Raw genomic sequence first — 24,047 nt, 5'->3', positions numbered from 1 at the left:
CGGCTGACGGTCGGCACAATTGCGCCACCAACAACAGACGGGTATGCGTACCACCACTATCTACCGCCAGAGAAATCATCAAACCCCCTATTGCTCGAGGTCGAAAACCTTAGGTTGCTCAGCGAATTCCGGGGAGCCCGTTGTCCATCCTACGAAACTATTCTTTCTCGGCCAGGGATATAGCCGCGGGGCGCAGCGGCGGTGTGTGCAAGCAAACGCGGGCCGCTGACGGTGTTTGCTGCACGTTGAACCCAGCGCGAAGCGGGGCCATAAGGTTCAGTCAAGCACATTGAACTCGATCCGTGCAGTTTGCCCGGACTCGTCGAGCACGCTGAGTTGATAACGGCCGCTGCGCTCGAGGGGTTGGTTGATTGCAGTTTCCGCCGCGCTATCGGCCAGCGGTGCGCCGTTCAGGAACCACCAGCGGTGGCCGCCACCACCCAAGGCAGTGAGTTTCAGCCGCAGAGGTTCGGCGCTGGCGGCCGGCCGGCGCAGGCTATCGCCTTCGCGTACGCCGACGATGGACAGCGGTGCCACTGCCGGCGGCAGTTGCGCCGGGCAGCTTGGGTCCAGCGCCGGCAGACGAGCGGCACGCCGTTCGCGACGCGGCAGCCAGGGTTCCAGCGGCGCCGGCCAGAACGCCAGCTCATGAGGCGTGGCAGCGGGGCAACTGGCGTCCACGCGCAGGCCTTTCGGGTTGAGCCAGACTTTTTGCAGCAGGCCCAAGCCCAGCGGCTGATCCTCGGCCTGCAAGGTCGGCGGCGTAGTGCCGTCGAGCGTCCAGGCGAAACGCTGGCATCGGCAATTCGGATCGCCCTTGAGCAGCGGCTGGCCGAGTGGCCAACAGATCGCCGCCACACCGATGCTCTGCGGCACCACGTCCACGGGCGCCGCGATGCCGCGCTGGCTGTCGCGGTTGACCAGTAGATCGTGCACCTGCAGCAGCAATGGAGCTGCCGAGGCCAGGCCGAATTGACCGGGCACTGGGGTGCCGTCCGGACGACCGATCCAGATACCGATCAAATAGCGCGGACCGACGCCAATCGCCCAGGCATCGCGAAAGCCGTAACTGGTGCCGGTCTTCCAGGCCAGCACCGGCCGCTGTACCAGTTGCGCGCGCGGGTCGCGATCCGGGCGGGCCTGGCCACTGAGAATCCGTCGGACGATCCAGGCTGCACCAGGTGACAGCAGGCGCCGCTCGCTCAAGCCGTCCTCGGGTTGAAAGCGCAGCCGCGCGGTTTTGCCGGCGCGGGCGAAGGCGCTGTAGCCCGTGACCAACTCATCCAGACGACTACCGGCGCCCCCCAGGATCAACGCCAGATTCGGCTCGGCCAACGGCGGCAGCGCCAGAGGCACGCCGGCGCCGCGCAATTCGCCGGCAAAGCGCTTCGGCCCGTAGGCTTCGAGCAACTGTACTGCTGGCAAGTTGAGCGAAGTGGCCAACGCCTCGCTGGCCGACACCGCGCCGGTAAAGCCGCTGGAGAAGTTGCCAGGGCGGTAGTCGCCGTAACGCCGCGGTACGTCCTGTAACAGCGATTCGGAGTGGATCAACCCGGCGTCCAGGGCCATGCCGTAGAGAAAGGGTTTCAGCGTCGAACCGGGCGAGCGTTGGGCGCTGACCATATCGACATGACCGAAGCGGCGCTGATCGCCGATATCCACCGACCCCAAATAGGCGCGCACCGCCATGCTCTCGTGCTCGACCACCAGAATCGCCGCCGAGGTGTGCTCCGGCAGGCGCGCGCGCCAGCCAAGCAACAAATCTTCCAAGCGCCGCTGCAAGGCGGCATCGAGGGTGGTGCGAATCAAGGGTGGGCTATCCGCTTTATTCAGCCGCCGCGCCAGCAACGGCGCCAGGCGTGGTTCCTGGCGAGGAGCCAGCAGCACCGGCTCTTCCAGGGCCTCCCTGACCGCCAGCTTTGGCCACACCTCGAACTCGGCGACACGCTTGAGCACTTTATCGCGCGCCGCCTGCGCACGCTCGGGGTGCCGATCCGGGCGCAGGCGGCTGGGCGCCTGTGGCAACACCGCGAGCAAGGCCGCTTCACCACGGCTCAGCTGCGACGGCGGCTTGCCGAGGTAAGCCCAACTGGCTGCCGCAACACCTTGAAGCGTGCCACCGAAGGGCGCGCGATTGAGGTAGAGGGTGAGGATTTGCGTTTTCGACAGGTGCCATTCCAACTGCGCGGTGCGCCACAGCTGACGCAGTTTGCCGGCAAAGGTTCGCGAATGCGGATCGAGCAGCCGCGCGACCTGCATCGACAACGTACTGCCGCCCGACAACACGCGCCCACCGCTGAGGTTCTGCCAAGCCGCACGCAACAACGCCAGCGGATTAACCCCCGGGTGCTGATAGAACCAGCGGTCCTCGTAGGTCAGCAGCGCCTCCAGGTAATAAGGCGAAACTTCCTCGGGTGTGATCGGGTAACGCCAAACACCCTCGGCATCGGCAAAACGCCAGAGGGGCGTGCCGTCTTCGGCCAACACCACACGGGCCAGGTCATCGCCGGGCAACTGCAGCGGGAACAGCCTATCTGCCGACCAAAGCAGCACCACCAGAAGCAAAGGCGTAGCAATCCAGGGCCGCCGCAGCCAGGACCAAAGCCTGGCCAAGCGTGCATGGAAAACGTGGAGAAAAGGCGGGATAACCGGCATCAAAGGTTGCTGTCCGACGGAGCACGGCGGACAGCATAAGGGAGCGCGCCGCGGCCGAACACCCAATGCGCCGCCCGGCCCTGGCGCGGGGGCTGGATGTTGCAGAAGGCCGCCTGCCCATTGGCACCCGTAACGCGCGCGGCGCCGACCCGATTCGACTTGAACGGGTCGCCCTGCGCGACCGCGCCGATGCACAGATGCACAGATGCACGGTGCCTTGGCCGCCTAGGGCGGCATCGCCGGCGACCTGCTGGTCATGAGCAAAGGTCTGGTCGCTGCGGCAGGCGAGCGTGAGGAAAACGCTGCCACGCACCTGGAACAACGAGTGCGCCGCACACTGTTCGGTTACCTTACGGCGTCGCGAGCTCCGTCCGCCTGATCGGCTAGCGCGCAATGCCTTCGAGCAGCGCCACGGGCGGCAGAATTTATGACACCAGAGCCCTGCCTAAACTGCAGCGCCGGCACCGATCCGCAGCACGCCCACAACACTCACCACCCAGGAATTCAGCATGCAGGTAGAAGGCTTTTTCGATTGGCTCGGCCAAGCACTTGGCGCCGTGATCCGTTTTATCGTCGAAGGACTGAGTGGCTTTCTGCACCTGATTGGCAACGCCGGCAGCCAGTTTATCAATGGCCTATCGCGCGCACTGGGCATCACACCATCGCTGCTCAGCATTGTCGCGTTGGTGCTCGGACTCCTCCTGGTGTTCAACGCCGGGCGCGCCTTCATCCGCCGCTCGTTCCTCGTGGGCACGCTTATGTTGCTGCTCGGGCTGTGGTTGCTGAGCTTGATCATCAGCTGATCGCCCTTGGATCGTTCCCACGCTCCGCGTGGGAATGCAGCCCAAGACGCTCCGCATCTGCCAACAGCGGACGCAGAGCGTCCGAGGCGGGGTTCCCACGCGGGAGCGTGGGAACCATCAATTAGCTGACTGTCCTTTGATCGTTCCCACGCTCCGCGTGGGAATGCAGCCCAAGACGCTCCGCGTCTGCCAACAGCGGACGCAGAGCGTCCGAGGCGGGGTTCCCACGCGGGAGCGTGGGAACCATCAATAATCAACCAGGCTTATCGGCCCTTTATCACCAGAGTTGCCGGGGTTTCACCGAGTGCCTGCCAGTTCGGACGGTACATCGACTCCACTTGCGGCGGCGGCACGCGGTAGCGGCCGGGGGTCACGGCGCGGGCCAGGTAGAGCAGGTGGGTAGTGCCATATTCGCCCACATCCAGCGCGGCGACATAACGGTCGTCACGGAACTCCTGGTGTTTCAGGTTGGCGTTCTGCATGGACTGCTGCCATTCCTTCACCGCACTGCTGGCGTCGGCCAGGCTGGCGGCGCTCTGGGCAAGGTTCTGGTTTTCCAGCTCCAGGCCGGCTGGCAGCAGGTCTACCACCAGGGCATCCGGCACGCGCTGCTTGGCTTCCACGGCGAGATGCACCAACACCAGTTCGCCACTCTCCAGCGCCGCCAGATCCAGCGGCTCGCCATCCATGCCTAAGTACTCGCGGCGGATGCTGAGATTCTCGCCACCGGCAGCCGGTGCGGCCAACGGATAACCGGAGAGTGTAAGTCGCTGGTAGAGCGGCTCGCTGCCACCGTTGCGCAACGTCAGCGGCGCGGCCAGCCCCGCACCCTCCAGCTTCAGCGCCGGTTGGGCGGTGCTCAACTCGCGCACCACCCCAGCCGTGCTCAACTCTGCCGTCCAGTCGCGTTCAGGCTTGCTCAGCAAGCCGCGGCCCGCCAGGTAGAGCGAGTTGCGTTCCTGGGTCGAGAGGTACTGATTTGCCGCCAGCTCATCCGCTAGGGCGAACAGCCTTTCCTCGCGGCTGTTCGCCGCCAGGTCGTTCTCCTCCAGCAGGGCCAGGATCAGCGCCTGATCACGCAGCGGGCTGCCGTAGTCCGCCAGCCAGTCATCGGCTTTCCGCGCACGCATCAAGCCCGCCGCCAGGGCGTCGTCGGCGCGCGGCTGGTCGCCCATCTGCTTGAGGGCTACCGCCAGCTGTACCAACGGCAGGCCGGACAAGGCGTCGGCGCGTCGTTCAAACAGCGTGCGCAAAGCCCCCAGCGGCGCCTGTTGGCTGCGCGCCAGCACATAACCGGCGTAAGCTTGCACGGCGAAGCGGGTGTGATCGGCGTTTTCGCTATAGCTGACCTCGATCAGGCTACGCTCCTGCAAGTAACGCAACAGCCGCTCGCTGGCCTTTTTCAGCGCCTCTGGCGGCACGGCGAAACCTTGCTCGCGGGCCCGCAGGAGGAAGTCGGTGACGTAAGCGGTCAGCCAATATTCCTCATCGCCGTCGGCCCCCCACAGACCGAAGCTGCCGTTATAGCGCTGCATCCCGAGCAGGCGTTCGATGCCCAGTTCGATCGATTTGCGCCGCTGTTCATCCGGCTCGCCAATCAGGCCGAGGCGTTTGAGGCTGGCGGCGTCGGCGTACAACGACGGGTACAGGCCACTGGTAGTTTGTTCCAGGCAACCATAGGGATAGGCCTTGAGCGCGCGAATCTGCTCGCCGAGGTTCAGCGGCGGGCGACTCGAGAGCGCCAACAGCCCCTCACGACTGGCCGGCTCGTAGGCATCGAGCGCACCGTCCGGCAGGCTCCAGGTTTCGCCTTTGAGCACCGCACGGAAGTGTTTGAGCAACGCCGGGTAAGCCGGACGAATGCCCAGCGTCCACTCGCGGGTAAACGGCGGCAGGTTTTCACCCGGTAGGTCCAAACCCTGCACCGTTACCTTGAAACGACCCTGTCCGTAACCACCCAGGGCCCGCACCGGAATGCGTAGGGTGATGCGTTGGCCTTTGCCCAATTGCACAGGCGCCACTTGCCCGCCGGCGCTTTGCGCCAAGTCCAGTTGACCTGCGGCGCTCAGTTGCACGTCCAGTTGCTGGGTTTTATCGGTGAGGTTGCTCAGGTCCAGTGCCAGCGTGGTTTCATCGCCACCGGCGAGGAAGCGCGGCGCCGACAGCTCGGCGATCAGCGGCGCCGCCACCACCGTTTTGCCCTCGGCCATGCCGTAGCGTTCATCCGTCCAGGCTTGCGCCATTAGCCGCAGCTCGCCGTTGAACTCGGGGATATCCAGGCTGACTTCACCTTCGCCCTGTTCGTTCAAGTTCAGCGGCTGGCTTTGCAAGGCGACGATGGTGATGCTGGTGTCCGGGCGTTTGCCGCCCTTGGCCAATGCCGCGTCACCGCCGAAGGCCAGGCTGGCCAAACGGCCCTGGCCGGCCTCGATCAGCTGACCATAGATATCCAGCTGGTCAACGCCGTAAGCCTTGCGCCCGAACAAGCTGGAGTACGGGTCCGGTGTCGGGTATTCGGTGATGTTGAGGATGCCGACATCCACCGCCGCGACCAGCACTTGCACCTGTTTCGGCACGCTGCCATCGGCATTCTTCGCCTGCACTTTGACCGTCAACGGCTGCTTGGGCCGCATTTTCTCCGGCGCCGTCAACGTCAGCGCCAGCTTGCGCGGTGCACGCTCCAGCGGTAGATGCAGCAGGCCGACCGCACGTTTGGGTGTGACATTGGCTTTGCGCTCGCCGGGGCGAATGATCAGGGCGCTGACATACAGATCATGCCGCGCCCAGTCTTTGGCGATGGGGATGTCGAAGCTTTTACCTTCGGCCGGCACTTCGATTTCCTGCCACCAGAGCGGCCCATTGCTCGACTCGACCAGCAAATACCCCTTGCCGGCCGACGGCGGCGTGACCGTGACTTTGGCCGTGTCGCCGTCGACATAGGCGGGCTTGTCCAGCGCCAGCTTGACCTGGTCGGGGCGCACCGCGCCGCCTTCGGTGTTGTCTTGCCAGCGGTAGCCGGCCCAGAAGCGCAGGCTGCTGACGATACCGGTTTGCGGATCTTCCACCTCGACGCGATAGGGGCCCCACTCGACCGGGAAGCTGACCTTGGCGGTGCCGCCGGCCCGCACGCTGAGTGTTTCTTCACTGAGGTTCAGGTACTTCTCGTTGTAGTGGTAGCTCCAGCCGTCGTTCTCGGAGTAGTTCCAGTAATAGTCGCGACGCTCGCGAATCAAGCGCACCTTGAGGCTATCGGCAGCCAGCTTGTTACCGGCCGGGTCGGCCACCAACAATTCGAATTCGGCCAGCCCATCGGCGTCGATCTCTTCACCCTCGAACAACCCCCGCAGTCCCGGCAGGCGTTCGGCCGGCCAGACCGGCTGAACGATGCGCCGGGTGATCGGCCGCCCACCGGATTCTTGCAGGCTGGCCTGGAGGATCAACTTCAGCGGCGACTTGGCATCGGCCCACTTGCTTTGGATATCCAGGGTGGTTTCGCCATCGGCGTCCAGGACGGTTTCGTCCAACTCGATATCCTGGCTCAGCTCCTCTTCAGTCACCGAACCGAACTGGTAACCCGGCAGCGCCGCAACCGCTTCGCGCAGCGGGCGCACATACAGTTGCCCGCTCAAGCGATTACCCGCCGCTGGCGCGCCGTAGAGGTAACGGCCATTAACGCTGAACTGGGCGTTGTCCGCTGGCGCGAACGGCGTATCACTGCCCTTCAGTTCCAGGGCCAGGCGCTCTGGCAAGAAGTCTTCGACCAGGAATTCATACAGCTGCGGCTTGCCGTCGCCGAGGTCGAACAGCAGTTGCCAGCGCCCGGTCGGTGCTTCACCAGCGAGTTGCAGCTGGTATCGATAGAGGCCGGAAGCGTCCGCCTCCCAGACGAATTTGCGACTGACTTGTTCGTCCGGGCGGCGCACCTCGACGCTCACCGGCTGGGTTTTCACCGCGCGGCCATCGGCATCTCGGAGCAAGGCATTGAGCAGCACGGTTTCACCGGGGCGGTAGAGATCCCGCGGGCCGAACACGAAAAATTGCAGCGGGTGTGCTTGCGGCCCGGCGATATCGAACTCGGCCAGGTCCAGCGCCGCAGCGTTTAGCCGGAGCAGGCTGGTCTGCTCACCCTGGCGGGCCAGCAGTACTTCGGCCTTGGGCGCCAGCGGCAGCTCGGCATGGCCGGCGCCATCGGTCTTGCCCGTGGCGAGCACGCGGCCGGAGCCATCGAGCAGTTCCAGCTCGACGCTGTCCAGCGCTTTGCCGCCTTCCAGGGCCTGGGTGAAGACGTCCAGACGATCCTGATAGCGGTGCGCCGACAGGCCGATATCGCTGAGGGTGAACAGCGTGGCGGGCTGCGAATAGGTGTAGGTGCCGGCGCCGCGCATCACCGCCAGGTAGACGCCGGGTTGCTTGAACGGCTGCAGCCCGGCAATCGGCAGCAGTAGCGTTTCGCGGGTGTTGCGCGCGGGGTTCAGATCGAAGCGGCCGCCATAGACCAGATCCGCCATCGGCAATAACTCGCGAGCCTCCCAGGTGCCCAGGCTGGTGCCGCGCCCCCACTGGCTGAGAAAGGCCGGCAGGGCTTGCGGTTTGATGCGGAAGAACTCGACGTTGACCTTGTCGACGTTCAGGGTGATCACCGGCAGGCCTTCGGCCAGGCGGGTCGGCAACAGCGAACCACGGCTGGCGAAGCCGATGCTGGCCTCCAGGTCGCGGGTTTCCAGCTGGCTGATGAAGTCCTCGGCCAGCGTGGCATCGTTCACCGCGCGCAGGCCGGCGTCCACCGTCAGCACCAGTTTGCGCCTCGGTTCCAGATGGCGCAGGCGCAGCTCCATGAGGTTGTCGGAAAGCTCCCAGGCGCCGTCGACCTTGCCGTTTTTGCTGTCGACCAGGTGCAGTTTGTCGGCGAACTTCTGCTCGGGATCGAGCGGCACGCCGAAGCTCACCGACAGCGCGCTGGCGCCGTCCAACTGGACTTCGGAGACGTCCACCACCGTTAGCTCGCGACCGGCGTAGCGCTTGGCCAAGGTAGGTAGATCCACCTCCGGCCTTGGCTTAGCCTGTTGGCTTTCGGGCGGCGCCGAGGTCGCGGCGGGCTGCTCGGGGGTGGAGGAATCACAAGCACTGAGCAGGCTCAGGACAAGCGCCAGAAGCAATCCTTTCTTCGGCATTTAGTGCTCCGACATTTCGGGGAAACAGAAGCCGAGAACTATAGCCGAGCGGCACTGCTGATGCCGGGGAAAGAGCACAGGTGGATAAGAAAAGCGTTATCCATACGCCACTGGTTTCGCCCTGATTGTAGGAGCGAATTTATTCGCGATGGGGCAACACCGAGTCGTTTTCGTTCGCGGATAAATCCGCTCCTACAGACGGAGGGTGGATAACGCTCTTCTATCCACCAACGAAACGGCCCACAGGCCCCGCATCGCCACGCACACGGCAACCTGCGGCCCCTATAATGCTGCGTCCTCTGGAGCGACCTTATGCTGCGCGACGCCTGGCAACACTCACCGACCCACCGACGAGTCTGGGCGCTGGCCGCGCCGATGATTCTATCCAACCTCTCGGTGCCGCTGGTGGCGTTGGTCGACAGCGCCGTGGTCGGCCATCTGCCGCATGCCTATCAACTGGCGGCGGTGGCGGTCGGCGGTAGCCTGTACACCTTGCTGGTCTGGGCCATGGGGTTCCTGCGCATGGGCAGCACCGGCTTCGCCGCCCAGGCCGCCGGGCGTGGGGATGGCGGCGCGCTGCGGCAGATCCTTTGCCAAGGCCTGCTGCTGGCGCTGGGCCTGGCGCTGCTGCTGGGGTTACTCGCCGTGCCCTTGAGCGGCGTCGCCTTGGGCCTGATGCAGCCGTCGGCGGAGCTGAATCAACTGACCCGCGACTTTCTCGCCACCCGCCTGTTCGGCCTGCCTGCCGCGTTGGCCAACTACGCGCTGGTCGGCTGGTTTCTCGGCACGCAGAACGCCCGTGCGCCGCTGGCGATTTTGCTGACCACCAACCTGATCAATGTGCTGCTGGCTCTGTGGTTCGTCCTTGGCCTGGACTGGGGCGTGGTCGGTGCCGCGCGCGCCTCGGTGCTGGCCGAATGGAGCGGCGCCCTGCTCGGCTTGGCGCTGACGCGCAAGGCGCTGCTCAAGTATCCGGGCCAAGTCGACTGGGCCGCGCTGCGCCGCTGGCTGAACTGGCGACCGTTGCTGGCGGTGAACCGCGACATCTTTATCCGCACCCTGGCGCTGGAGCTGGTGTTCTTTCTGGTCACCGTACAGGGCACTCGCCTGGGGGACGCAACTGTCGCGGCCAATGCCCTGCTGCTCAACGGTTTGCTGCTCACCGCGCACGCCCTCGATGGCCTGGCGCATGCCGTAGAAGCGCTGTGCGGCCATGCGATTGGCGCCCGTGACCGCACCGCTCTGCGTCGTTCCCTGGTGGTGGCCGGCGGCTGGTCGCTGTTGGCCAGCCTGGGTTTTGCGCTGTTCTTCCTGCTCGCCGGCCCATTGTTTGTCCAGCTACAAAGCGACATTCCCGCGGTGCGCGCCATCGCCCAGATCTACCTGCCCTACCTCGCGCTGTTGCCGCTGATTGCGGTGTGGAGCTATGTGCTCGACGGCCTGTTCATTGGCGCCACCCGTGCGCGGGAAATGCGCAACGCCATGCTGCTCAGCGTACTGCTGGCCATACCACTCGCCTGGAGCCTGCAAAGCCTGGGCAATCACGGCCTGTGGCTGGCGTTTCTGTGCTTTATGCTGCTGCGCGGGCTGTGCCTCGGCGCGATCGCCTGGCGCCTGAGCTATAACGATGCTTGGCTTAGAGCGGCCCACGCTTGAAGGAGTTAGCAAGCCGTCGAGTACGCCGCTAACAGCGCTTACACCTGATAAATAACACCAGCCCCGTGACGACCTGAAAGGAATCCCCATGGCCGAAGCCATCGCCGCATACCTGCATTACCTGTCGATCTTTCTGCTGTTCGCCCTGCTGGTGCTGGAGCATCGGCTGTTCAAGCTGCCGCTGGATCTGGAGCGGGCGCGCAGTCTGACCCGTGTGGATATCGCCTACGGCCTGACGGCCGGCCTGGTGCTGGCCACCGGCGCGGCGCGAGTCATCTGGTACGGCAAAGGCGCAACCTATTACCTGCATAACAGCCTGTTCCACGCCAAGCTGGGGTTGTTTCTGTTAATTGCGCTGGTCTCGGTCCTGCCAACTTTCACCTTCCTCAACTGGCGCAATGCGCTGAAGGCCGGCCAAGTTCCGCAAATCAGCCCACGGCAAGCCAAGTTGACGATCATGAGCATTCGCCTGGAACTGCTGTTGCTGTTGATCATGCCGCTGCTGGCGGCGCTGATGGCGCGCGGTTATGGGGTGATCGGCTGATACATAGGGAATCGCTAGGCGACTCCTTGTTGGGTATCACTGCCCTCAGCACCAACCTGCGAGGCAGCCCTACCCGTCTTGCGCATAAAAAAGCCCGACCTGGGCCGGGCTTCTAGACGCAGACAACCTCAGGACGACAGGTACGACGAACGGGTCAGGCCCAGACGCAAAGCGTCGAGAAACTGCGTGCGTTCGCGGGCGCTGATCTTGGCGCTGGCGACCTTGTCGCGGTAATGGGTCATCAATTCTTCCGGCGATAAATGCACGTAACGCAGCATGTCCTCGATGGTGTCGTGGGTTTCGATCCCGGCGTGGTACACGCTGCCGTCCGGGTTCTGGTAGATGTTCACCGAATCGGTGTCACCGAACAGATTGTGCATGTCGCCGAGGATTTCCTGGTAGGCGCCGACCAGGAAGATGCCCAGCAGATAGTCTTCGCCCTCGCGTACTTCGTGGACCGGCAGGCTGGTTTCGATGCTCTGCTCGTCGACGTACTGCTTGATCTTGCCGTCGGAATCGCAGGTCAGGTCTTGCAGCACCGCGCGGCGTAGCGGTTCTTCGTCGAGACGGTGCAGCGGCAGGATCGGCAGCACCTGGCCGATGGCCCAGGTATCGGGCAGGCTCTGGAACACCGAGAAGTTGCAGATGTATTTGTCGGCGAGCTTGTCGTTCAGCTCATCCAGCACCTGACGATGGGAACGCTGGCGGGCCTTCAGCGAGTTGTGCAGACGGCGGCAGACGGCGAAATAGCACTGCTCGGCCAGCGCCTTCTGGGTCAGGCTGATCTTGCCGTCGGCGTACTGACTGGCGACGTCACTCATGTAGTGGGTGGCGCGCCAGTAGGTTTCGGTGACCATCTCGAGATCGGTCGGGCCGAGCAGGTCGACCAGCCATTGCACGGTTTCCGGCAGGCTTTCCTTGTCGTCGATGACCGGCACATCGTCGTTGTGCTTCTCGACGTCGGTCACCTGCACCACCAGCATCGCGTGGTGCGCGGTCAGCGAACGGCCACTCTCGGAGAAGATATGCGGGTGCGGCAGCTCCTGGGCGTCGCAGAACTCCTTCAACATGCCCACCACCACGCCGGCGTAGTCGTCCATGTCGTAGTTGATCGAGCTGGCATTACGCGAGTGGGTGCCGTCGTAGTCGACGCCCAGGCCACCGCCAACGTCGATATGGTCGACCGGCAGGCCCAGACCACGCAGCTCGCCGTAGTAACGGATGGCTTCTTTGAAACCGTGCTGGTAATCGGCGAGGTTGGCGATCTGCGACCCCATGTGGAAGTGCAGCAGACGGATGCCTTGATCCAGGCCCGCCTTGCGAAAACGCTCGACCACCGACAACAGCTGCGCCGCCGACAGGCCGAACTTGGACTTCTCGCCACCGGTATCGGCCCACTTGCTCGAGGCCAGGGAAGACAAGCGCACGCGCAGGCCGACTTGTGGAGCGACCTTCAACTCGGCCGCCTCCTCGATCACCAACTGCACCTCGGATTCTTTCTCGATGACGATAAAGACGTTGTGGCCGAGCTTCTGCCCCATCAGCGCCAGGCGGATGAACTCACGGTCCTTGTAGCCATTGCAGACGATGGTGCCGCCCTTCGGCGCCAGCGCCAGCACGGCCAGCAGTTCGGGCTTGGAGCCGGCCTCCAGGCCGATGGAAACGTCCTGCGTGGCGATGATGTTTTCCACCACCGCTTCTTGCTGGTTGACCTTGATCGGGTACAGCGCGGTGTAGCGGCTCTGGTACTCGAGACGGGCGATATTGGCGTCGAAGGCACCGGTCAGCTGACGCACGCGGTCTTGCAGAATGTCCGGGAAGCGCACCAGCAACGGCAGCGACAAGCCACTGCTACGCAGCTCTTCGATCTGGGCGAACAGGTCAATCGGCGCGCTGTGCGGGCCACTCGGGCGCGATTCAACTCGACCTGCGTCGTTAATCGCGAAATAGCCGGCGCCCCAATGGCGAATGCCATAGACGCTACGGCTGTCCGCTACGGTCCACTGGCTGCCGTCATCTTTACGTGTGCGTCGTACGGACATCGAGGTCCCCTTCTATCAAGAAATCAAAAGCTCCGACCACGGCGGATCGAAGCAGAATAAGCATTGGAAATGACGATTGCTGAGGTATTGACCGACGCCCCAAAGCAGAAGTTTAGAAAGTGCCGGGCTAGCCGCCAGATTTCTTCGCTTTGAAGCCGTGTTTGATCAGTTCATCCAGCAGCAGTTGCACGTGGTCGCCCTGAATCTCGATGACCCCGTCCTTCAGCGAACCACCGCAGCCGCAGCGCCGCTTGAGCTGGCTGGCCAGCTCCTTGAGCGGTTCTTCGGCCAGCGGCACACCGCTCACGGTGGTCACCGTTTTGCCGCCGCGACCTTTGGTTTCGCGACGCACACGGGCGATCCCATCCCCGGCGGGGATGACACTCTGCTTGCAGATACAGGCATCCACCGGCTGGCTGCAGTCCGGGCAATGCCGGCCTGCATCGGTGGAAAACACCAAACCGCCAAGGGCGGCAAAGGACGAAGCTTTCTTGACCACCGGGCTATCCTCATAGGGGTCAGAAGGGCTATCTCAGCAGTTGATCATTGAAATAGACCTGAAAGCGACTGGCTGACGGTTGTCAGCCGCGAAGCCCCACTCTGGCAGGGGCAGCGCACCTGAGCCGGGAGGCTCTGGCTTGAAAAGGCCGCGCAGTGTAACGGCAAAAACCACCAATGCTAATAGCGAAATTGCGCCATTATTCGGCGGATTAGCGACCTGACCGGTTTTCACCTAACGACGTAGGGTGGATGACACTCTTCCATCCGCCTGATGAGCAAACACCTCGGTATACGCTGGGAAAGGCTTCGCCGTATTCCAGCCTATGCCAGATAGCGCTTCAGAGCAGCCAGGGAGTCGGGGCAGAAAGGTTTGTCTTGCGCCTCGGCCAGCGCGGCCTCGATCGGCATGAAGCGGGCTTCCAGTACCTCTTCCGGTTGCAGCCGTAACGGCGCATCGGAGACGGCGGAAAACACCGCGCACCAGAGACGGTTGTCCGGCTGATCGAAGAAGAAATGCTCGTGCTCGCGCAAGGGCACTCCAGCAATCCCCAGCTCTTCTTCCAGCTCACGGGCCGCGGACTCGGCGTAACTCTCGCCCTCCAGCACCATACCGCCAGCGGCCACATCCCAATAACCGGGGTACAGCGCCTTGCTCAGCGTGCGCCGATGCACGCAGAGCTCACCGGCCGAGTTGAACAACAGGATAAAGGTGCCGCGGCCGATCAGCCCGCGCTCGCGCAGGGCTAACCGCGGCATGCCACCAAGGAGTTGATCGACCTCATCGACCCAGGCGATCCGTTCTGCGTCGGAGGCTGCCCGGTGGGCCGCCTCTCTGGGTGAAAAAGCCATCGATCAGCCCTGGCTCAGCAACTGACGCAGGTCGATGATCGCGGCGTTGGCCCGCGAGATGTAGTTGGCCATCACCAGCGAGTGGTTCGCCAGCACCCCATAACCGCTGCCATTGAGGATCATCGGGCTCCACAGCGGCTCCTGCGAGGCCTCCAGCTCGCGGATGATCTGCTGCACGCTGACGGCGGCGTTCTTTTTCGCCAACACGTCGGCGAAGTCCACCTCTATCGCCCGCAGCAAGTGTGACAACGCCCAGGCCTGGCCGCGCGCCTCATAGAACACGTTGTCGATCTGCAGCCATGGCGTTTCATAGGTGGTTTCACCGGCTGTCGCCCCCTCACCGGCGGCGACCAGCGCGGCGTTGTCCTTCAGCCCAGCACTCAGGCGGACCTGGCCGACGCTGGCGGACAAGCGCTGGGACAAAGAGCCCAAACGCGTGGCGGTATCGCCCAGCCAATTATTCAGGTTGTCGGCACGGGTATAGAACTGCGCATTCGGCTGGCTCGGGTCAGCCAGACGCGCCAGGTAACGATCCAGCGACTTGATCCCTTCGCGGTATTCCGCCTCGCTCTCCGGCAGTGCCCAGCTTTTATTATCGAAGTTGAAACGCGGCTCGGCCTTGGCCAGATCCGGGTCTTCGGTGGATTGCGTTTGCGAGCGGGCGAAGTCTTTGCGTAGCGCCCGCGATAGGTCACGCACCTGCACCAGCACGCCGTATTCCCAGCTCGGCATATTGTCCAGCCACAAGCCCGGCGGGGCGATGTCGTTGGACAGGTAGCCGCCCGGCTTGTCGAGCAGGGTGCCGACGACCTGTTTCAAGGTTTCCACCGTGGTGTAACCGTTGACCAACTGGCGGTGCGCCTTCTCGGCGGCCGCTTGAGCATTCTGTTGCACCGGGAACAGCTCAGGCTCCTGGCTCCAATACCAGCCGACCACCAGCGCCACGAGCAGATAGAGGCCCACCAGCGAACCCAGCGCCCGGCTGAGCCAGAGGCCACCAAGGTAGCTGCGCACGTCATCCACCGAGTCGTCGACACTGTCGCGCAAGCTGCCCGCGCGGTTCTTCCAGTTCAGCATGGCCATGTCCTTCAATCATCGAATTCAGGTGTTCGACCACAACCCCCACTAGGGTTGCCGTCCTGCCACGCACTATAAGGGAAGCGCTAGTCGATGCGCAGCGCCGACAGCGCAAACTTATAGTCGGCGCAGGACGTAGGCTGGGTTTCGCCAAAAACGGCTCTGCGCAGCCTACGGATACCGCGGCAGGTAAACGAACTAACCGCCCAGCAGCAGATCGAAGGTTGGCCACAAATGATCGGCGGTACTGGCGTACCTAAAGACCAGTGGTAGCATAGAGCCATCATTCAGGCTACCCTGCGGCGCTACAAAATAAGAAGAAGTCAGTCCATGACCGAGCAAGAAGACCCCAATCGCGACCGCCTCAAACACCACTTTGCCCAACGGGTTATCCACCAGGCGCGGCAAGTGCTGGAAGTCTGGCAACGGCTACAGCAAAGCGAATGGAGCGATGCGGAGCTGGCCGAAGCCAATCTGCGGCTGCTGCGGTATGCCGAACGCTTCGAGCAAGCCGAACACGCGCAACTGGCACAAGGCATCGCCAATTGCCTGGAGGCCAGCACCGCCAACCGCGGGCGCCTGACCAGCAGCCTGATCACCGAACTCAACCAACTGATGCAGCGCCTGTCGCGTACCGGCCTGCGGCATGGCGACCAGTTCGAACAAACCTTCCTGCCGCCGCTGCGCAAGCCGGTCTACCTGGCCTTGCAGGATCGTGAGCGTGCCGGGCGTCTGGCCCAGCAGATGGAGTTCTTCGGCCTGATCGCCCAGCCGTTCGACAATACCAATGCCTTTCGCGCCGCCATGCTCGAGCGTCATCCGGCCGCCATCCTCATGGAAATCGACTTCGCAGGCACAGGGCTTGGCCTGCAACTAGCGGCCGAAATCCAGCAAGGCCTGGAGCAGAAGTTGCCGCTGCTGTTCTTTAGCCACGAAGACACCGATACCCCGACCCGGCTGGCGGCCGTGCGCGCCGGAGGCCAAGAACTCTTCACCGGCAGCCTGGACGCCTCCAGCCTGCTGGAACGGATCGAAGTCCTCACCCATGTAGCCCAGTACGAACCCTACCGCGTGCTGATCATCGACGACTCCCGCGCCCAGGCCACGCATACCGAGCGCGTACTCAACAGCGCCGGCATCGTCACCCACACGCTGGTCGATCCGATCCAGGCGATGGCCGCACTGGCCGAGTTCCAGCCGGACCTGATCATCCTCGATATGTATATGCCGGAGTGCAACGGCACCGAACTGGCCAAGGTGATCCGCCATAACGACCGCTACGTCAGCGTGCCGATCATCTACCTGTCGGCCGAAGACGATCTGGACAAGCAACTCGACGCGATGAGCGAAGGCGGCGACGACTTCCTCACCAAGCCGATCAAACCGCGCCATCTGATCGCTACCGTGCGCAACCGCGCAGGCCGTGCGCGCAACCTGAAAGCACGGATGGTGCGCGACAGCCTGACCGGCTTGTACAACCACACCCATATCCTCCAACTGCTGGAAGACACGAGCTTTCGCGCACGCCGCGAAAGCCAGCCGCTGACCTTCGCCATGCTCGATATCGACCACTTCAAAAAGGTCAACGACACCTACGGTCACCCGATGGGCGATCGGGTAATCAAGAGCCTGGCGCTGTTTCTCAAGCAGCGCCTGCGCAAAACCGACCATATCGGCCGTTACGGCGGCGAAGAGTTCGCCGTGGTGTTGCCGGACACCGATGCCAGCACCGCGCGCAAGGTGCTCGACGAAATTCGCCGACGCTTCGCCGAAATCCACTACCCGGCACAGCCAAAGGATCTGTCGTGCACTTTTAGCTGTGGCATCGCCCAACTGCACGAAGGCATGGATATCAATACCCTGTCGAAACAGGCCGATGAGGCCTTGTATGTTGCCAAGCATGGCGGCCGCAACCGCGTGGAAATCTTCGCCGATTAGGCCGCGCCGACTCAGCAGTGGCGTCCCGGGCAAACCGTGACGCCCCTCACGCTGTCATCACCTTGCAATGAAAGCGCAATAAATTCCGAGACTTACCGTCCCACCGCCGGTCGAGCCTCGCATGCGCCTGAAGCTACTTACCAACCTCAATACCCTGCTACTGGTTGCCGTTTGCCTGGCCCTGGGCGCGACCCTCTGGTGGTCGCAGCGCGCCCTGGAACGCCCCTATCTACTGATGGAGCGCTACCTGAGCCTGTCGCAACAGTTCCAGACCGACGTCGCGGGCAATATCCAGGACTACCTCGCCAGCGGCGACGCGCTACGGCATAGCCGTGCCAGCCAAGCCATCGACAGCCTGCAACAGGCACTCGACGAACTGCCGGCGCAGCTCGCCGACAACCTGCGCCCGAGCCTCGGCGAGCTGCGTGCCTTTAGCGCCAACGAGCTGCTCGCCGCCGGCAAACTAGCCGGCGACCCCCAGGGCCTCTTACTGCAAGCCGAACGCGAGATGAGCGGCGCCCTTGAGCAACTGGCAGAGTATGTCGAGGCCAGCGCCAACAGCGCCGCCGCCGACTACCACGCCCCGCTGCTGCGCGCGGCCCAGCACCTTACCCGCCTCAGCCATGCCCGCGGCAAGCTAATCAGCAGCGGCCGCGACGAACTGGCCGCGGATATCGAACGCGAACTCGGCGCCCTAAATCGCCAAGCCGAAAGCCTGGAAACGCTGCCGCTGCTAGGCGTTGCCGAAAGCACCAACTCGGGCGCCGATGACTTTGCCGCGCTGATGGGCCTGGCCAGTGACAGCCTCAGTCCTAACAACAGTCGGCAGGCGGAAGATCGCGGCATTGCCCTCAAACGCGACTTCGCCAGCCTGCTGAAGCGCTACCCGGCGGAACTCGCGCGCACCCGCGAACTGATCCAGCGCCGCGCCGAACTGGCCAACACCACCCGTGCCAAAGTCAGCGCCGCGCAGCAAGCCCTGGCCGCCTTGGCCCCGGCCGTGCGTGCCGAACACGGGCGCATTCAAGGCGAGGTTCGGCTGCTTCAGGGCCTGATGATCGGCCTGATTCTGCTGATCGCGCTGACCATCGACACCATCCAGCGCCGCCTCAGCCAAGTGCTCAGCCGCCTGGCACCGGCACTCTCAGCCTGGGCCGAGGGCGACTTCGGCGCAGACATCCGCCTGGACGCGCGCACCCGCGAACTGCGCGACATCGAAGAATCACTCAACCGTCTGCGCGCCTATCTGGTCGACCTGGTCGGCACCATCCGCTTACATGCCGAACAGGTCGCCGGCAGCAGTCGTACCCTGGCCGAACTGAGCAGCGGCCTGCACAGCGGCGCCGAGCGTCAAGCCGGCGACACCGAACAAATCCGCGACGCGCTGGGCGATCTGGAGTCGACCATCCAACAGGTCGCCGGCGATGCCAGCCACGCCGCCGACGCCAGCCGCGAAGCGGGCCGGGCACTGGAACACGGGCAAAGCGTGATCGGCCAAAGTTTGACCGGGCTACACGCGTTGGTTGGCGAGGTGCAGGGCAATGCCCAGGCGATCGAGCGCCTGGCGGAGGAGTCGGCGACCATCGGCAGCGTGCTGACGGTGATCCGCGCCATCGCCGAGCAAACCAATCTACTCGCCCTGAACGCCGCCATTGAGGCGGCCCGCGCCGGCGAAACCGGCCGCGGCTTTGCCGTGGTGGCCGAGGAAGTGCGCTCCCTGGCTCAACGCACCGCCGGTGCCACCGGTGAGATCCAGCAGTTGATCGCCCGCCTGCAACAGGCGGCAAGGCAGTCGCTAGAAGCCATGCGCAGCCAGGTCGAGCATGCCGAAGCCACCGCCAGTCAGGCCCAGGCCGCCGACGGTGCGCTGGACGAAATCGTCGCGGCGATCCGCACCATCGCCAGCATGGCCGAACGTATTGCCGATGCCACCGCCCAGCAAAGCGGTGCCGTCAGCGAAATCCGCGGTCATAGCGAGCGCATCCACCAACTCGGCGGCGATAACCTCCTGCGCATCGGCCACGGGCGCAGCCAGGGCGAACAGTTGCTGGAGCTGGGCGGCCAGTTGCATACGGCCGTGCAGGCGTTTCGCCTGTAACCCCCGAAATGACTGCCCGACTGTAGGAGCGGATTGATCCGCGAACAAGAGCGACTCGGTGCTGCCCCATCGCGAATAAATTCGCTCCTACACTCAGCAAAGTCTCTGCTGCCTGGTGAAAAGCATCCGGTCGAGCGGGGATACCCCCCAAGCCTCTTGCGCAAACCCAAGACTGCGACCCCATGTCACGCCCAGCAGCCGGAACCCGCACGCAGCGATGCCGCTCTCATCGGTGCTCGCGCCAGCGTCCCGGTGTCTCGGTCGCAGCAGCCGGCTTTCCGTTATCATTGCGCCATCTTCGACTTGCGAGACCTCCATGCGCCGCCTGCTCAGCCTGATCCTGCTGTTGCTCGCCCTGCCTGCCAGCGCGGGCTTTTTCGACAACCGCCCAAGCCCGGTGCTCGGTGCGCCGCTGAATAACAGTGCGGACTTCCTGCCGGTGCGCGAAGCCTTCCGCTTGAGCCTGGTGGAAAGCAGCGCGCAATCGGTCAAGCTGCGCTTTGTCGCCGCCGAGGGCTATTACCTCTACCGCCACCGCTTCCAATTTCGGCTCGAGCCCACGGATATCGCCAACGGCGTGGCTCAGCTGCCCACCGGCCAACAGAAGACCGACGCCTACTTTGGCGATGTCGAGGTGTATTACGGCGTACTCGATGTCGAACTGCCGCTAAAAAATCCAAACCAACTGCCCTTTAGCCTGCAGGTGACTTATCAAGGCTGCGCGGATAAGGGTCTGTGCTACCCACCGGAAACCGAACGCCTGGACGTCGGCGAGGTAGCGGCTGCCACCACCACGCCACCTCTAGGCCAGAGCGGCTGGAGGTGGCACGAACTGGCGCTGTTCTTCCTCGCCGGACTCGGCCTGACCTTCACCCCCTGCGTGCTGCCGATGCTGCCGATCCTTTCCGGGGTCGTGCTGCGTGGGCAGATCGGCGGCCTGCGCGGCTTGAGTCTGTCACTCGCCTACGTGCTGCCGATGGCCGCCTGCTTCGCCCTGCTCGGCGCACTGATGGGCGTATTCGGCGCCGAACTGAATCTGCAGGCGCGCCTGCAATCGGCCTGGGTACTGGTGCCCTTCGCGTTGTTCTTCGGCGTGTTCGCCCTGGCCATGTTCGGGGTCTTCGAGCTGCGCCTGCCGCGTTTACTCAGCGAGCCTCTGGACCGCCTGGCCGGCAACGCCCGCGGCGGTTCGCTGTGGGGTGCGGCGCTGCTCGGGGTGGTTTCCAGCCTGCTGGTTTCACCCTGTGTTTCCGCGCCATTGGCCGGCGCGCTGCTGTATATCAGCGCCAGCGGCGATGCCCTCGGCGGCGGGCTCAAGCTGTTCGCCCTAGGCCTCGGCATGGGTGCACCGCTGCTGCTATTCGCTACTGGCGGTGCCGCCCTGCTACCGAAGAGCGGCACCTGGATGATCATCGTGCGCAACGCCTTCGGTGTGTTGTTGCTGGCGGTGGCGGTCTGGCTGCTTGAACGCGTGCTACCCGGCGCCTGGGGGCTGGCGCTCTGGGGGCTGCTGGCCGGCGGCGTAGCCTTGTTCCTCGGGGCCTTGGAGTTCAGCTATAAGTCGCCCCGTCAGCGCTTAGCCCAATTGGCTGGCCTGGCTCTGCTGGCTTACGCCCTAAGCGCCTGGGTCGGCGCTCTGCGAGGCGAATCCGACCCGCTACGCCCGCTCGGCCGCCCATCGCTGACCGACAGCACAGCCAGCACGAGCAGTTCGGTAGTCAGCGGCAGCTGGCAAACCCTGAACACCCAAAGCGAACTGGACACTGCCCTCGCCGCCGCCAAAGCCGCCAACCAACCGCTGCTGCTCGACTGGTACGCCGACTGGTGCATCAGCTGCAAAGTGATCGAACGCGAGGTGCTGACCGCGCCGGAAGTCGTCCGCCAACTTGCCGGCTACCGGCTGATTCGCTTCGACATGACCGCGAGCACCCCCGAACAACGAGCCCTGCTCGATCGCTACCAACTGTTCGGCCCACCAGCGATTCTGTTTTTTTCGCCCCAAGGTGACGAATGGGCGGATTTACGTGTCGTAGGTGAGATCGATGCGGGCAACTTTGCCGAACGGCTGCGCAAAGCCAGCACCCGCTAAGAATCTGTTCAATATCTGCTGCACCTGGCCAAGCTGCGTTGAAAACAGGCTTTAACGCAGAGTGTCATACATTTGCCGCAAACAGCGGGCATCGTGTCGGCTACTGCTGACAACTAGACAGCCTTTACCACTCTGCGGCATAGTCCTGCGCAGCGTGAAAAGAAGGAAGACAACCACATGGCCACATTACTGGTGCTGCACGGTCCCAATCTGAACTTGCTGGGCACTCGCGAACCCGGCGTCTATGGTGCCGTCACTCTCGAGCAGATCAACCTTGATCTGGAGCGCCGCGCCCGTGAAGCCGGCCACCACCTGCTCTATCTGCAAAGCAATGCCGAGTACGAACTGATCGACCGCATCCACGCCGCACCGGGCGAAGGGGTGGACTTCATCCTGATCAATCCGGCGGCATTTACACATACCAGCGTCGCATTACGTGACGCGTTGCTGGCGGTGAGCATCCCATTCATCGAAGTGCACCTGTCCAACGTGCACAAACGCGAACCTTTCCGCCATCACTCCTACTTTTCCGACGTTGCCGTGGGAGTGATCTGCGGCCTTGGCGCCAGCGGTTACCGGCTGGCCCTGGAGGCTGCCCTGGAACAACTTGAACGCCCCTGACCTTACCCTTGGGAGTTGCCGCTTAATGGATATTCGTAAAGTTAAGAAACTGATCGAGCTGCTGGAAGAGTCCGGTATCGACGAACTTGAGATCCGCGAGGGCGAAGAGTCCGTACGGATCAGCCGCCATGGCAAACAACCACAGTTTGCCGCGCCGCAAATGTATGCCGCCCCGGTCCCGGCACCAATTGCTGCTGCCGTCGCTGCAGCGCCAGCCGCCGAAGCAGCCGCTCCGGCCGCCGCCAAGCTGAACGGCAACGTGGTGCGCTCGCCGATGGTCGGCACCTTCTACCGTACCCCCGCGCCGACCGCGCCGGCCTTCGTCGAGATCGGCCAGAGCGTGAAGAAAGGCGACATCCTCTGCATCGTCGAAGCGATGAAGATGATGAACCACATCGAAGCTGAAACCAGCGGCGTTATCGAATCCATCTTGGTGGAGAACGGCCAGCCGGTGGAATACGACCAGCCGCTGTTCACCATCGTTTGAACCGCGGAGAGCCTGCGATGTTGGAAAAAGTTCTGATCGCCAACCGCGGCGAGATCGCCCTGCGCATCCTCCGCGCCTGCAAGGAACTGGGCATCAAGACCGTGGCGGTGTACTCCACCGCCGACCGCGAGTTGATGCACCTGGGCCTGGCCGACGAAACGGTGTGCATTGGCCCGGCATCCGCCGCCCAATCCTACCTGCATATCCCGGCAATCATCGCGGCGGCGGAAGTCACCGGCGCCACGGCGATCCACCCGGGCTATGGCTTCCTCGCGGAAAACGCCGACTTTGCCGAACAGGTCGAGAAATCCGGCTTCGCCTTCATCGGCCCGAAAGCCGAGACCATTCGCCTGATGGGCGATAAGGTCTCGGCCAAAGATGCCATGAAGAAAGCCGGCGTGCCGACCGTACCGGGCTCCGACGGCCCGCTGCCGGAAGACGAAGAAACCGCTCTGGCGATTGGCCGTGAAGTCGGCTACCCGGTGATCATCAAGGCCGCTGGCGGCGGCGGTGGTCGTGGCATGCGCGTGGTGCAGGACGAGGAAGAGCTGATCAAGTCGGCCCAGCTGACGCGCACCGAAGCCGGCGCATACTTCGGCAACCCGATGGTCTATCTGGAAAAGTTCCTCACCAACCCTCGCCATGTGGAAGTGCAGGTGCTGTCTGACGGTCAGGGCAACGCTATCCACCTGGGTGACCGCGACTGCTCGCTGCAACGCCGCCATCAGAAGGTTCTGGAAGAAGCGCCAGCCCCGGGCATCGACGAGAAGGCCCGGGCCGAAGTGCTGGATCGTTGCGTGCGTGCCTGCATCGAGATCGGTTACCGCGGCGCCGGCACCTTCGAGTTCCTCTACGAGAACGGCCATTTCTATTTCATCGAGATGAACACCCGCGTGCAGGTGGAGCATCCGGTGTCGGAGATGGTCACCGGCATCGACATCGTCAAGGAAATGCTCAGCATCGCCGCTGGCAACAAGCTGTCGATCAAGCAGGAAGATGTAGTGATCCGTGGCCACGCGCTGGAATGCCGGATCAACGCGGAAGACCCTTCGTCCTTTATGCCGAGCCCCGGCAAGGTCAAGCACTTCCACGCGCCGGGCGGTAATGGCGTGCGCGTCGACTCGCACCTGTACAGCGGTTACACCGTGCCGCCGAACTACGACTCGTTGATCGGCAAACTGATCACCTACGGCGCCACACGTGACGAAGCCATGGCGCGCATGCGCAATGCGCTGGACGAGATCGTCGTCGACGGGATCAAAACCAACATCCCGCTGCATCGCGATCTGGTTCGTGACAAAGGCTTCTGCAAAGGCGGTGTCAACATCCATTACCTGGAAAAGAAACTGGGTATGGATAAGCACTAAGCTGCATGCCGCACCACGACAAGGGCTGCCCACGGGCGGCCCTTGTCGTTTGCGCCTAACCTGAAGCGGTGGAAGCCAGCTCGCCCCTCAAGTAAGCTTGCCCGCCAATTGCGCCAGCCCCTGTCATCGGCTCGCTGCGTCATCGCTCA

The 24,047-nt window shown here is 63.6% G+C and carries 15 protein-coding genes; 9 read left to right on the top strand and 6 right to left on the bottom strand.

All coding sequences use genetic code 11. From position 1 onward, the window contains the following. Positions 1 to 276: 276 nt before the first annotated feature. Positions 277 to 2,655: a peptidoglycan glycosyltransferase PbpC gene (gene pbpC, locus D3879_RS08615; RefSeq protein ID WP_119953657.1), complete on the bottom strand. Its 2,379-nt coding sequence runs from the start codon at positions 2,653 to 2,655 to the stop codon at positions 277 to 279. A gap of 509 nt (positions 2,656 to 3,164) precedes the next feature. Here pbpC and D3879_RS08605 point away from each other — a divergent pair. After that, positions 3,165 to 3,458, top strand: a complete 294-nt coding sequence (locus D3879_RS08605; RefSeq protein WP_119953652.1) for a hypothetical protein — start codon at positions 3,165 to 3,167, stop codon at positions 3,456 to 3,458. Between the two features lie 263 nt (positions 3,459 to 3,721). On the opposite strand, the gene D3879_RS08600 is transcribed toward D3879_RS08605, so the two are convergent. Next, positions 3,722 to 8,629: an alpha-2-macroglobulin family protein gene (locus tag D3879_RS08600; RefSeq protein ID WP_119953650.1), complete on the bottom strand. Its 4,908-nt coding sequence runs from the start codon at positions 8,627 to 8,629 to the stop codon at positions 3,722 to 3,724. Positions 8,630 to 8,941: 312 nt separating this feature from the next. On the opposite strand from D3879_RS08600, the gene D3879_RS08595 reads away from it, so the two are divergent. Both D3879_RS08595 and D3879_RS08590 read left to right on the top strand, forming a co-directional pair. After that, positions 8,942 to 10,285: an MATE family efflux transporter gene (locus tag D3879_RS08595; RefSeq protein ID WP_119953648.1), complete on the top strand. Its 1,344-nt coding sequence runs from the start codon at positions 8,942 to 8,944 to the stop codon at positions 10,283 to 10,285. An 88-nt stretch (positions 10,286 to 10,373) separates the two neighbouring features. Continuing rightward, positions 10,374 to 10,829, top strand: coding sequence for a DUF2214 family protein (locus D3879_RS08590; RefSeq protein WP_119953647.1), 456 nt, complete (start codon positions 10,374 to 10,376; stop codon positions 10,827 to 10,829). 128 nt (positions 10,830 to 10,957) lie between these two features. Here the strand turns inward: D3879_RS08590 and speA are convergent, their stop codons facing one another. The 4 genes from speA to D3879_RS08570 form a co-directional block, all read right to left on the bottom strand. Beyond that, entirely contained in the window at positions 10,958 to 12,871 is a 1,914-nt protein-coding gene (gene speA / locus D3879_RS08585) for an arginine decarboxylase (RefSeq protein WP_119953644.1), read from the bottom strand. A 127-nt stretch (positions 12,872 to 12,998) separates the two neighbouring features. After that, positions 12,999 to 13,370, bottom strand: coding sequence for a translation initiation factor Sui1 (locus tag D3879_RS08580; protein WP_119953642.1), 372 nt, complete (start codon positions 13,368 to 13,370; stop codon positions 12,999 to 13,001). Positions 13,371 to 13,693: 323 nt separating this feature from the next. Further along, positions 13,694 to 14,221: an NUDIX hydrolase gene (locus D3879_RS08575; protein WP_119953640.1), complete on the bottom strand. Its 528-nt coding sequence runs from the start codon at positions 14,219 to 14,221 to the stop codon at positions 13,694 to 13,696. Positions 14,222 to 14,224: 3 nt separating this feature from the next. Continuing rightward, a complete protein-coding gene (locus D3879_RS08570; protein WP_119954929.1) occupies positions 14,225 to 15,298 on the bottom strand; it encodes a DUF2333 family protein in 1,074 nt (357 codons plus the stop codon). 330 nt (positions 15,299 to 15,628) lie between these two features. Between D3879_RS08570 and D3879_RS08565 the strand changes: the two genes are divergently transcribed. The 6 genes from D3879_RS08565 (at position 15,629) to accC (ending at position 23,898) form a co-directional block, all read left to right on the top strand. Then, positions 15,629 to 17,236, top strand: coding sequence for a diguanylate cyclase (locus tag D3879_RS08565; RefSeq protein WP_119953639.1), 1,608 nt, complete (start codon positions 15,629 to 15,631; stop codon positions 17,234 to 17,236). A 121-nt stretch (positions 17,237 to 17,357) separates the two neighbouring features. After that, entirely contained in the window at positions 17,358 to 19,334 is a 1,977-nt protein-coding gene (locus tag D3879_RS08560; RefSeq protein ID WP_119953637.1) for a methyl-accepting chemotaxis protein, read from the top strand. Between the two features lie 316 nt (positions 19,335 to 19,650). Further along, complete coding sequence (locus D3879_RS08550; protein ID WP_119953634.1) at positions 19,651 to 21,423, top strand: protein-disulfide reductase DsbD; 1,773 nt, start codon at positions 19,651 to 19,653, stop codon at positions 21,421 to 21,423. Between the two features lie 177 nt (positions 21,424 to 21,600). Continuing rightward, positions 21,601 to 22,044 (top strand): type II 3-dehydroquinate dehydratase, encoded by a 444-nt coding sequence (gene aroQ, locus D3879_RS08545; RefSeq protein ID WP_119953632.1) that lies wholly within the window; start codon positions 21,601 to 21,603, stop codon positions 22,042 to 22,044. A gap of 25 nt (positions 22,045 to 22,069) precedes the next feature. Next, the gene (gene accB / locus D3879_RS08540) at positions 22,070 to 22,531 is read left to right on the top strand and encodes an acetyl-CoA carboxylase biotin carboxyl carrier protein (RefSeq protein ID WP_119953630.1); all 462 of its coding nucleotides are present in this window, start codon (positions 22,070 to 22,072) and stop codon (positions 22,529 to 22,531) included. A gap of 17 nt (positions 22,532 to 22,548) precedes the next feature. Next, entirely contained in the window at positions 22,549 to 23,898 is a 1,350-nt protein-coding gene (accC, locus tag D3879_RS08535) for an acetyl-CoA carboxylase biotin carboxylase subunit (protein ID WP_119953628.1), read from the top strand. The last annotated feature ends 149 nt before the right edge of the window (positions 23,899 to 24,047 follow it).

It is taken from the genome of Pseudomonas cavernicola, assembly GCF_003596405.1.
GTDB lineage: Bacteria > Pseudomonadota > Gammaproteobacteria > Pseudomonadales > Pseudomonadaceae > Aquipseudomonas > Aquipseudomonas cavernicola.
Note: the sequence above shows the minus strand (reverse complement) of the source record. Positions and strands in the feature narration are given on the sequence as shown.

Excerpts from the sequence above, each read along its gene's own strand:
- pbpC (WP_119953657.1), bottom strand. The coding sequence starts at position 2,655 with ATGCCGGTTATCCCGCCTTTTCTCCACGTTTTCCATGCACGCTTGGCC.
- D3879_RS08605 (WP_119953652.1), top strand. The coding sequence starts at position 3,165 with ATGCAGGTAGAAGGCTTTTTCGATTGGCTCGGCCAAGCACTTGGCGCC.
- D3879_RS08600 (WP_119953650.1), bottom strand. The coding sequence starts at position 8,629 with ATGCCGAAGAAAGGATTGCTTCTGGCGCTTGTCCTGAGCCTGCTCAGT.
- D3879_RS08595 (WP_119953648.1), top strand. The coding sequence starts at position 8,942 with ATGCTGCGCGACGCCTGGCAACACTCACCGACCCACCGACGAGTCTGG.
- D3879_RS08590 (WP_119953647.1), top strand. The coding sequence starts at position 10,374 with ATGGCCGAAGCCATCGCCGCATACCTGCATTACCTGTCGATCTTTCTG.
- speA (WP_119953644.1), bottom strand. The coding sequence starts at position 12,871 with ATGTCCGTACGACGCACACGTAAAGATGACGGCAGCCAGTGGACCGTA.
- D3879_RS08575 (WP_119953640.1), bottom strand. The coding sequence starts at position 14,221 with ATGGCTTTTTCACCCAGAGAGGCGGCCCACCGGGCAGCCTCCGACGCA.
- D3879_RS08570 (WP_119954929.1), bottom strand. The coding sequence starts at position 15,298 with ATGCTGAACTGGAAGAACCGCGCGGGCAGCTTGCGCGACAGTGTCGAC.
- D3879_RS08565 (WP_119953639.1), top strand. The coding sequence starts at position 15,629 with ATGACCGAGCAAGAAGACCCCAATCGCGACCGCCTCAAACACCACTTT.
- D3879_RS08560 (WP_119953637.1), top strand. The coding sequence starts at position 17,358 with ATGCGCCTGAAGCTACTTACCAACCTCAATACCCTGCTACTGGTTGCC.
- D3879_RS08550 (WP_119953634.1), top strand. The coding sequence starts at position 19,651 with ATGCGCCGCCTGCTCAGCCTGATCCTGCTGTTGCTCGCCCTGCCTGCC.
- aroQ (WP_119953632.1), top strand. The coding sequence starts at position 21,601 with ATGGCCACATTACTGGTGCTGCACGGTCCCAATCTGAACTTGCTGGGC.
- accB (WP_119953630.1), top strand. The coding sequence starts at position 22,070 with ATGGATATTCGTAAAGTTAAGAAACTGATCGAGCTGCTGGAAGAGTCC.
- accC (WP_119953628.1), top strand. The coding sequence starts at position 22,549 with ATGTTGGAAAAAGTTCTGATCGCCAACCGCGGCGAGATCGCCCTGCGC.